This window comes from Deferribacterota bacterium (assembly GCA_034189185.1).
In the GTDB taxonomy this organism is placed as follows: Bacteria; Chrysiogenota; Deferribacteres; order Deferribacterales; family UBA228; genus UBA228.
In genome coordinates, this window is sequence record JAXHVM010000080.1 from 1 (window position 1) to 8,138 (window position 8,138).

General features: G+C 30.8%; 10 protein-coding genes. All 10 read left to right on the forward strand.

All coding sequences use genetic code 11. The features are described 5' to 3' along the window. Positions 1-1,173: polyribonucleotide nucleotidyltransferase (gene pnp / locus SVN78_06550; GenBank protein ID MDY6821264.1), on the forward strand; the 1,173-nt coding region annotated here is incomplete at its 5' end. Further along, positions 1,170-1,658 carry a dUTP diphosphatase gene (dut, locus tag SVN78_06555; protein MDY6821265.1) on the forward strand — a complete coding sequence of 163 codons (489 nt, stop codon included), beginning with the start codon at positions 1,170-1,172 and terminating at the stop codon, positions 1,656-1,658. The genes pnp and dut, both read left to right, overlap by 4 nt. Positions 1,659-1,703: 45 nt before the next feature. Next, positions 1,704-2,279, forward strand: coding sequence for a tRNA (adenosine(37)-N6)-threonylcarbamoyltransferase complex dimerization subunit type 1 TsaB (tsaB, locus tag SVN78_06560; GenBank protein MDY6821266.1), 576 nt, complete (start codon positions 1,704-1,706; stop codon positions 2,277-2,279). A 3-nt stretch (positions 2,280-2,282) separates the two neighbouring features. Beyond that, entirely contained in the window at positions 2,283-2,513 is a 231-nt protein-coding gene (locus tag SVN78_06565) for a DUF465 domain-containing protein (GenBank protein ID MDY6821267.1), read from the forward strand. A 36-nt stretch (positions 2,514-2,549) separates the two neighbouring features. Beyond that, positions 2,550-3,689 carry a methionine adenosyltransferase gene (gene metK, locus SVN78_06570; GenBank protein ID MDY6821268.1) on the forward strand — a complete coding sequence of 380 codons (1,140 nt, stop codon included), beginning with the start codon at positions 2,550-2,552 and terminating at the stop codon, positions 3,687-3,689. Positions 3,690-3,708: 19 nt separating this feature from the next. After that, positions 3,709-4,971 (forward strand): adenosylhomocysteinase, encoded by a 1,263-nt coding sequence (gene ahcY, locus SVN78_06575; protein ID MDY6821269.1) that lies wholly within the window; start codon positions 3,709-3,711, stop codon positions 4,969-4,971. Beyond that, the gene (locus SVN78_06580; protein ID MDY6821270.1) at positions 4,968-6,335 is read left to right on the forward strand and encodes an NAD(P)/FAD-dependent oxidoreductase; all 1,368 of its coding nucleotides are present in this window, start codon (positions 4,968-4,970) and stop codon (positions 6,333-6,335) included. Before ahcY ends, SVN78_06580 begins: the two co-directional genes overlap by 4 nt. Positions 6,336-6,471: 136 nt before the next feature. Further along, positions 6,472-7,026: a lysophospholipid acyltransferase family protein gene (locus SVN78_06585; protein MDY6821271.1), complete on the forward strand. Its 555-nt coding sequence runs from the start codon at positions 6,472-6,474 to the stop codon at positions 7,024-7,026. Continuing rightward, positions 7,023-7,529 carry a 2-amino-4-hydroxy-6-hydroxymethyldihydropteridine diphosphokinase gene (gene folK / locus SVN78_06590; protein ID MDY6821272.1) on the forward strand — a complete coding sequence of 169 codons (507 nt, stop codon included), beginning with the start codon at positions 7,023-7,025 and terminating at the stop codon, positions 7,527-7,529. Before SVN78_06585 ends, folK begins: the two co-directional genes overlap by 4 nt. Beyond that, positions 7,507-8,138, forward strand: a 632-nt coding sequence (locus tag SVN78_06595) for a cytidylate kinase-like family protein (protein ID MDY6821273.1), incomplete at its 3' end; no start/stop codon positions are given. The genes folK and SVN78_06595, both read left to right, overlap by 23 nt.

The following is an 8,138-nucleotide window of genomic DNA, read 5'->3' on the forward strand; positions in this document are numbered from 1 at the left end:
AGGGAATATTTATTAAATAATAAAGTGAGGGTTGATGGAAGAAAATTTGATGATATCAGAGATATTGATATAGAGGTAGGTTTATTAGAAGGGACACATGGTTCCTCATTATTTACAAGAGGAGAAACGCAATCTCTTGCCACAACAACGCTAGGGACTAAAATGGATACTCAATTGATAGATAATATTGAAGGTTCTGATTCAAAGAGATTTATGTTACATTATAATTTTCCGCCTTATTGTGTTGGTGAGGTTGGGTTTCTAAAAAGTCCTGGCAGAAGAGAAATAGGGCACGGTGCTCTTGCTGAAAGAGCTTTAGAGACGGTTATCCCAGATGAAGAAACATTTCCATATACAATTAGGGTGGTTTCTGAGATTTTGGAATCAAATGGCTCTTCTTCAATGGCAACAGTGTGTTCTGGTTGTTTGTCATTAATGGATGCTGGTGTCCCCATTAGTGATATTGTTGCAGGGATAGCTATGGGTTTGATATATGAAAAGGATGAACATATAATATTAACAGATATTATGGGATTAGAGGATCATTTGGGTGATATGGATTTTAAAGTGGCTGGGACAGAATCGGGTATAACTGCTTTACAAATGGATATAAAAGTTGAAGGTCTAAACCGTGAAATTTTAGAAGAAGCCTTGGAAAAGGCAAGGAAGGCTAGACTATATGTTTTAAGTAAAATGAAAGAGGTTTTACCTGCTCCAAGAAAAGAATTATCCCCAAAGGCTCCAAGATTTGAAACAATAAAGATTAACCCAGATAAGGTAGGACTTTTAATTGGACCAGCTGGCAAAAATATAAAAAGAATAATTGAGGAGACAAAAGCTTCTATTGATATATTAGATGGCGGAATAGTTAATATATTTGCAAAAGATGCAGATAATATTGAAAAGGCTAAGGCAATGATACAAGATTCGATGCAAGAATTAGTTGAAAATAATGTGTATAAGGCTAAGGTTAAGAAAATTGTAGATTATGGGATGTTTGTCGAATTGTTACCTTTGGGTATTGAGGGGCTACTTCATATCTCACAGATTGATAGAGAACGCATTGATAAAATTGAAGATCATTATAAGGAAGGAGATATTATAGAGGTGGAATATTTAGGAAAGGATGCTAGAGGAAGGATAAAACTATCTAGAAAAGTGCTTCTCAAATGAGAGATTTGGAGATTAGTAAAAACTATTATAAAAGTAATGAACAGCTAGATAATGCAATAGTTACAATAAAAGTTAAAGCGCTTGAGGGGGCAAGTATCCCTGAATATAAGACTAGTGGTGCATCAGGTTTAGATATTTGCAGCTTTGAAGATGGGGTTATACCTTCCTTTGATGTAAAACTTATAAGAACAGGACTTTATTTTGAAATACCGCATTATATTGAGGGTCAAATTAGAAGTAGAAGTGGTATTGCATTAAATAATAAAGTGATAGTATTAAATAGTCCAGGCACTATTGATAGTGATTATAGGGGGGAGCTAAAGATTATTTTGATGAACTTATCAAAAGAATCCTTTTATTATAAGAAAGGGGACAGATTAGCACAAATAGTTTTTTCTAAAGTTATTAAGGCTAATTTAGTGTTAGTAGATAATGTTTGTGATACCCAAAGGGGTTCTGGAGGTTTTGGCCATACAGGTATTTAGTTTTATCATAAGAATTTTTAGAATAATTTGTTATAGTTTTTTTCTATGCATATATTATTAGTTGATACAAGTGGTGATTACTTGAGATTGGCAATTGCTAATGATAGCAATCTTTTATTAAATATTAACTATAAGTTAGGTAGATATATTAATGAAAACTTATTGACTATAATAGATAATAGTCTAAAAAATATTAAACTAGATATAGCAGATATTGATGAGTATAATGTTATTAAAGGACCTGGTTCATTTACTGGCATAAGGATTGGTATAGCTACCATTATGGGTTTTGCGTTATCATTTAATAAACCATTTTATGGTATATCCCTATTAGATGCTTACGCTTTAACATTGGATTGCTCTGAGATGGTTGTAATATATCCTTTAAGAAAAGGAATAGGTGTTGCCAAATATTATAATTTCGATAATGATAACTTTTCTGATTATAAATTGATAAATAGTGACAGTGAAATGACCTTTTCTAATAAAAATATATTGTATGATAATAATTTTGATCTAAGTAAATCATTGCTAAATAAAAAAATTGTGCATTTAAAAGGAGATTATAAACCTTTATATTTTTTAGATTATTATAGCAAGAAAATAAACTATAAGAGGTGAATTATGGTGGAAAAAGAGGGAGAAATAGTAGAGATTCTGAGGGATAAGGATGATGAATTCAAAAAATTATATTTAGAACATATTAGGTTAGAACAAGACTTAGAAGCATTATATTCTTTAAAATATTTTCCACCAGAGGTTGAAAAGAAGATTAAAGAGATAAAGGTTTTAAAACTTCGTTATAAGGATAGGATGAGGCAAATTATCTCAAACTACAAGAATAGTTATAATTAAAATTGTAATAAAAATATATTTCCTTAGGAGGTTTAATTGTTTAGTGGCGATTATATTATTACATCTGAATCAGTAACTGAGGGGCATCCTGACAAGATAGCAGATCAAATATCTGATGCAATTTTAGATGAGATGTTGAAAGGGGATCCTCTTAGCAGGGTTGCCTGTGAAACAATGGTTACTACAGGGCTAGCAATAGTTGCAGGAGAGATAACAACCAGTACTTATGTAGACATTCCTGGTATAATAAGGAATACTGTTAGGGATATTGGCTATACGCGAGCAAAATTTGGTTTTGATTATGAAACTTGTGGGGTTATCACCTCAATTGACAAACAATCGCCAGATATATCTGATGGTGTAGATACTGGTGGGGCAGGTGACCAAGGGTTGATGTTTGGATATGCTTGTGATGATACTGAGGAATTAATGCCCTTGCCAATTATGCTTGCTCACAGATTGTGTATGAGGTTGTCAGAGGTTAGAAAAAAGGATATATTGCCCTATTTGAGACCAGATGGAAAATCACAGGTTACTGTTAGATATTCAAATTTTAAACCTGTTGAGATTACTACTGTTGTTTTATCAGCTCAACATTCACAGGAGGTTAAATCTATTGATTTAAGAGATGATTTAATAGAATATGTGATAAAAGAGGTTTTACCTAAGGATTTATATGATGAGGAAAAGATAAAATATTATATAAATCCTACTGGCAGATTTGTAAAAGGTGGGCCAATGGCTGATTGTGGTTTAACGGGCAGAAAAATAATAGTTGATACTTATGGTGGCGTTGCTCATCATGGTGGTGGGTGTTTTAGTGGTAAAGATCCCACAAAGGTTGATAGAAGTGCTGCTTATATGGCACGCTACATAGCAAAGAATATTGTTGCAAGTGGGGTTGCAAAGAGGTGTGAAATACAAGTGGCTTATGCAATAGGTGTTGATAAACCGGTGTCAGTTATGGTTGATACCTTTAATACAGGAATAATTCCATCTGATAAGTTAGGCAATATAATTTTGGATATTTTTGATTTAAGTCCCAAAAAAATTATTGAAGCCTTAGATTTAAGAAAGCCTATTTTTAAAGAAACAGCTGCTTATGGTCATTTTGGGCGCAATCATTTTAGTTGGGAACAATGTAACAGAGTTAATGATATAAAGGATAAAATATAATATATATTTAGGTGATTATATGAATGATTATCATGTTAAAGATATTGAGAAAGCTTTTAGAGGTTTAAAAAGGATTAATTGGGCAGATCTAGAAATGCCAGTGCTTCGTTCTATAAGAAATGATTTTTCAAAGAGTAAGGTTTTAAAGGATTTAAGGATTTCATGTTGTCTACATGTTACAACAGAGACTGCAAATCTTGTTAGAACATTAAAAAGTGGTGGTGCTGATGTTTTATTGTGTGCATCCAATCCACTATCTACTCAGGATGATGTTGCAGCTAGTCTTGTTAAAGATTTTGATATACCAGTCTATGCAATTAGAGGAGAAGATAATAATATATATTATGACCATATTAGAAAGGCAATTGACCACAAGCCCCATATCATAATGGATGATGGTGCAGATTTAATTTCTACTGTTATGAAAGAGGGCGGTAGTGTAATAGAAAATGTGATTGGTTCAACTGAGGAGACAACAACTGGGGTTATTAGATTAAAATCCTTAGAAAGAAATAACCTTTTGAAATTTCCTGTGATTGCAGTTAATGATGCTCATACAAAGTACTTATTTGATAATAGATATGGAACTGGGCAATCAACACTAGATGGTATTATTAGGGCAACAAATACTTTGATAGCTGGTAAAGTGGTAACAATTGCTGGGTACGGCTGGTGTGGTAAAGGGGTTGCTGCCAAAGCTCGTGGTATGGGTGCTAATGTTATAATAACTGAGGTTGATCCTATAAAATCTCTTGAAGCTGTTATGGACGGTTTTTTAGTTATGCCTATGCAAGAAGCTGTAAAGAAATCAGATATTGTAATTACAGTCACAGGCAATATTGATGTGCTTACTAAAGAACATTATAAGGTAATGAAAAATAGATGTATAATATGCAATGCAGGTCATTTTAATGTAGAAATAAATATTAAAGATTTGGAAAACCTAGCTAAAGAGATTAGATCTAATGTTAGAGATAATGTAGATGAATATATTCTAGAAGATGATAGAAGGATATATCTTATTGCAGGTGGGCGTTTAGTCAATCTTTCAGCAGCTGAAGGTCATCCCCCTATGGTTATGGATATGAGTTTTTCAACACAAGCGAAAGCAGTCGAATATCTTCTTTTAAACAAAGGAAGTCTAGCAAGTAAAGTATTAACTATACCTGATTATATAGAGAAAGTTATAGCTAAGATAAAGTTGGGATCGCTTAATATCTCAATTGATGCATTAAGTGAAAATCAGGAAAAATATCTATCTTCCTGGGAATTTGGGACGTGATACAAAATTACAGTGATGTTGTTGTAATAGGTGCTGGACCTTCTGGCTTGTATGCGTCTAAATTATTATCAGATAATAAAATTAAACCATTAGTTATATCAGAGAATATAGGTGGTAATTATTGCCGCAATGGTGCTTTATTATCTAATACATTATTATACCTAAGCTCTATACATGAATCCTTTTTAAGAGATTGTTCAAGGCTTTTTGAGAAGCCTCTAATTGAAAAACTACCAAATATAAATATGGAAAAATTGAGAAAATATTTTGACAACGTTTCTAATAGGTATATAAAAAGCAACACTAATCAATTAGAAAAAATTTCAGATTATATTAATGGATATGCTAAATTTACCTCAAAAAATACATTAGAAGTAGATTTAGATGGCAAGAAAACAGAAGTTAAATTTAGGGATGCTATTATAGCTACTGGCTCTAAATCTATAGTTTTTGATAGCAAACCAATTTTAAAATTAATGACGACAGATAATTTTTTTACTTTAGAAAAAATACCTGAATCTGTTATAATAATTGGTGGTGGTTTTGTTGGATGTGAATTTGCAAGTTTTTTCAAGAGAATGGGTTCTGATGTTTTAATTATTGAGAAAGAGTCCCGTTTGTTAAATGATTTTGAAGAGCAAATTGTTAAAAAATTTCAGGATAATTTAATAAAAAATAATATAAAACTAAAGCTAAATGCTAAAGTTGACCATATTGATAGGGTAGGTAATAAAGGGATTATTTTATTCGACAATGGGGATAATGCAGAAGCTGAAGAGATTTTTATTGCAATTGGAAGAAAGCCAAATTTATCAAATATAGGTTTGGAAAATTTAGATATAGATTTTAAAGATGATATTCCTACATTAGATGATAATTTTTTAGTAAACAATGATAATATATACATAATAGGGGATGCAACAGGAATTAATATGTCTGTTCCCTTTACAACTTACTCTGCAGAAAAGGCAGTATTTAGTATGTTAGGCAAAAAATTAAAGATTAATTCATACCTTTATCCAAGGCTTATTAATCTAAGTCCCGATATTGCATCAATAGGTATTGATGAAAGAGAGGCTATAAGATTAAATATTGATTATATTGTGGCTAAATATACATATTCATATTTAAAAAGACATGTTATAGAGAGCGCTTCGACTGGTTTGATAAAGTTAATCTATAGTAAATCTTCTAAAAAATTATTAGGTGCCCATATTTTTGGTAGGGGTTGTAAAGAAATAATTTCAAGTCTATCTATTGTAATGCAATTTGGTATTAAAATAGATAAATTGTCTCATTGCTTTTTTAACCATCCAAGTTATGCTGAGATTTTAAGAAATTTAGGGCAGCTAATTGCTAGTTAAAGTTTTATTTTCTATAATTTTTTGGTTATTTTTAATAATACTCTCAATTATTATTTTATTAATTTCATTCCCCTTTTTTTTGTTAAATAAAGACAGTGATATATTGCACAAATTATCATATTATTGGGGTAAGCTATTGTTGTCTATTAGTTTTACAAAACTAAGAATAAAGAGATATTCTAACAAGATTGACAAATCTAAAGAATATATTTTTATGTGTAACCATCAAAGCTTCTTTGATACTTATATACTATTTACATTGTTAAGAGATTTTAAAGCAGTTTTTCTGTTAAAAAAGGAATTATATAAAATACCTTTGATGGGCATAGTCTTTAAAAAGCTTAACTATATTCCAATTGAAAGGGGAAAAAGAGAAAGTTCTTACAAAAGTTTGATTAATGCAATCAATTCTATAAAAAATGGACAATCGGTTATTATTTACCCAGAAGGTACTCGATCCGAGGATGGCAGATTACTTCCTTTAAAAAAAGGAGGGTTCATTATAGCCGCTAGATCAAAAAGAGATATTGTTCCTATTAAAATCAAATATAGAAAAAAAATAATTCAATCAAAGGGTTCTTTTTTAATTAATCCTTTTCAAGTTGTTGATGCTTATATATATGATCCAATAAAAAGTGATAGAGCAGATGTTAATGAACTATTAAAAAAGATTGAGTCACTATTGACATGAAAAAGGCTATATTGTCTCTAGGTTCAAATATAGGAGATAGAAAGGCTTTTATAAAAAGAGCGCTGCAATGTTTATCAAAGGAAATTACAATTAAAAAGATTTCATCAATCTATGAAAGTTGTTCCTTATTGAAAGATGGCCAAAATGATTACTATAATATTGCTATTTCAGCCGAGACAAATTATACTCCAGAAGAGTTTTTATTATTTATTAAAGAAGTAGAGACATCAGTAGGCAGGCTTGATAGAGGCAAATGGTTGCCAAGGGAGATAGATATAGATATAATAGATTATAATGGTGAAGTAATATGTAATGAATTCATATGTATACCACACAAACTTATGCATAAGAGAAGTTTTGTGCTTTATCCTTTAAGAGATATTTGTGTGAATTATATGCATCCAGTAAGTAGAAAACATATAAATAATATGATTAATAACTTATCAGATAAATTAGAAATAAAGAAAGTAGGGGAGATCTATGGCAATTTTAACAATCTCTAGGGAATATGGATGCCCAACTGAAAAGCTATCGCTTATGTTGTCAGAGCGTTTAAATTATAGATATTTAGATAAAGAGATAATAAAATTTGCTGCCTACAAGGAAAACGTTTCAGAGGAAAGGATAAGGCTTTTTGATGAAGATGAGCACACTAATTATAGGGCAAGGATTTCAAAATATGTAGATTTTGATGTTATAAGGAGAATGTTTTCATCTGACAATAGAGAAGTTAAATCAGAGTTTGATAAAATAAAAAAGAATAACTCTGTTTTTGAGGGGGCTACAGCATATGACAGATTTTTTGATAGCAATACCTTTCAAAGAATTATAAATAACATAGTCATATCAGAGGCTAAGAAAGACAATGTTATAATTTTAGGTAGAGGTGCCTGTTTTCTTCTTAAAGACTTCCCAAATGCTGTGCATATTAGATTAGTAGCTCCGATTGCAGATAGAATAAAATGGTTAACATCAAGTGAAAATGTAGAAGATGATGAGGCAAGGAGAAAAATAATTGAAATGGATAAAAGAAGGGCTAATTTTGTTAAATATTATTTTAATGAAAATATTGATAATAAATATATATATCACCTTGTCATAAATATAAAATT

Coding starts and splice junctions, on each gene's coding strand:
- folK (MDY6821272.1), top strand. CDS start 7,023: ATGAAAAAGGCTATATTGTCTCTAGGTTCAAATATAGGAGATAGAAAG.
- dut (MDY6821265.1), top strand. CDS start 1,170: ATGAGAGATTTGGAGATTAGTAAAAACTATTATAAAAGTAATGAACAG.
- ahcY (MDY6821269.1), top strand. CDS start 3,709: ATGAATGATTATCATGTTAAAGATATTGAGAAAGCTTTTAGAGGTTTA.
- SVN78_06565 (MDY6821267.1), top strand. CDS start 2,283: ATGGTGGAAAAAGAGGGAGAAATAGTAGAGATTCTGAGGGATAAGGAT.
- tsaB (MDY6821266.1), top strand. CDS start 1,704: ATGCATATATTATTAGTTGATACAAGTGGTGATTACTTGAGATTGGCA.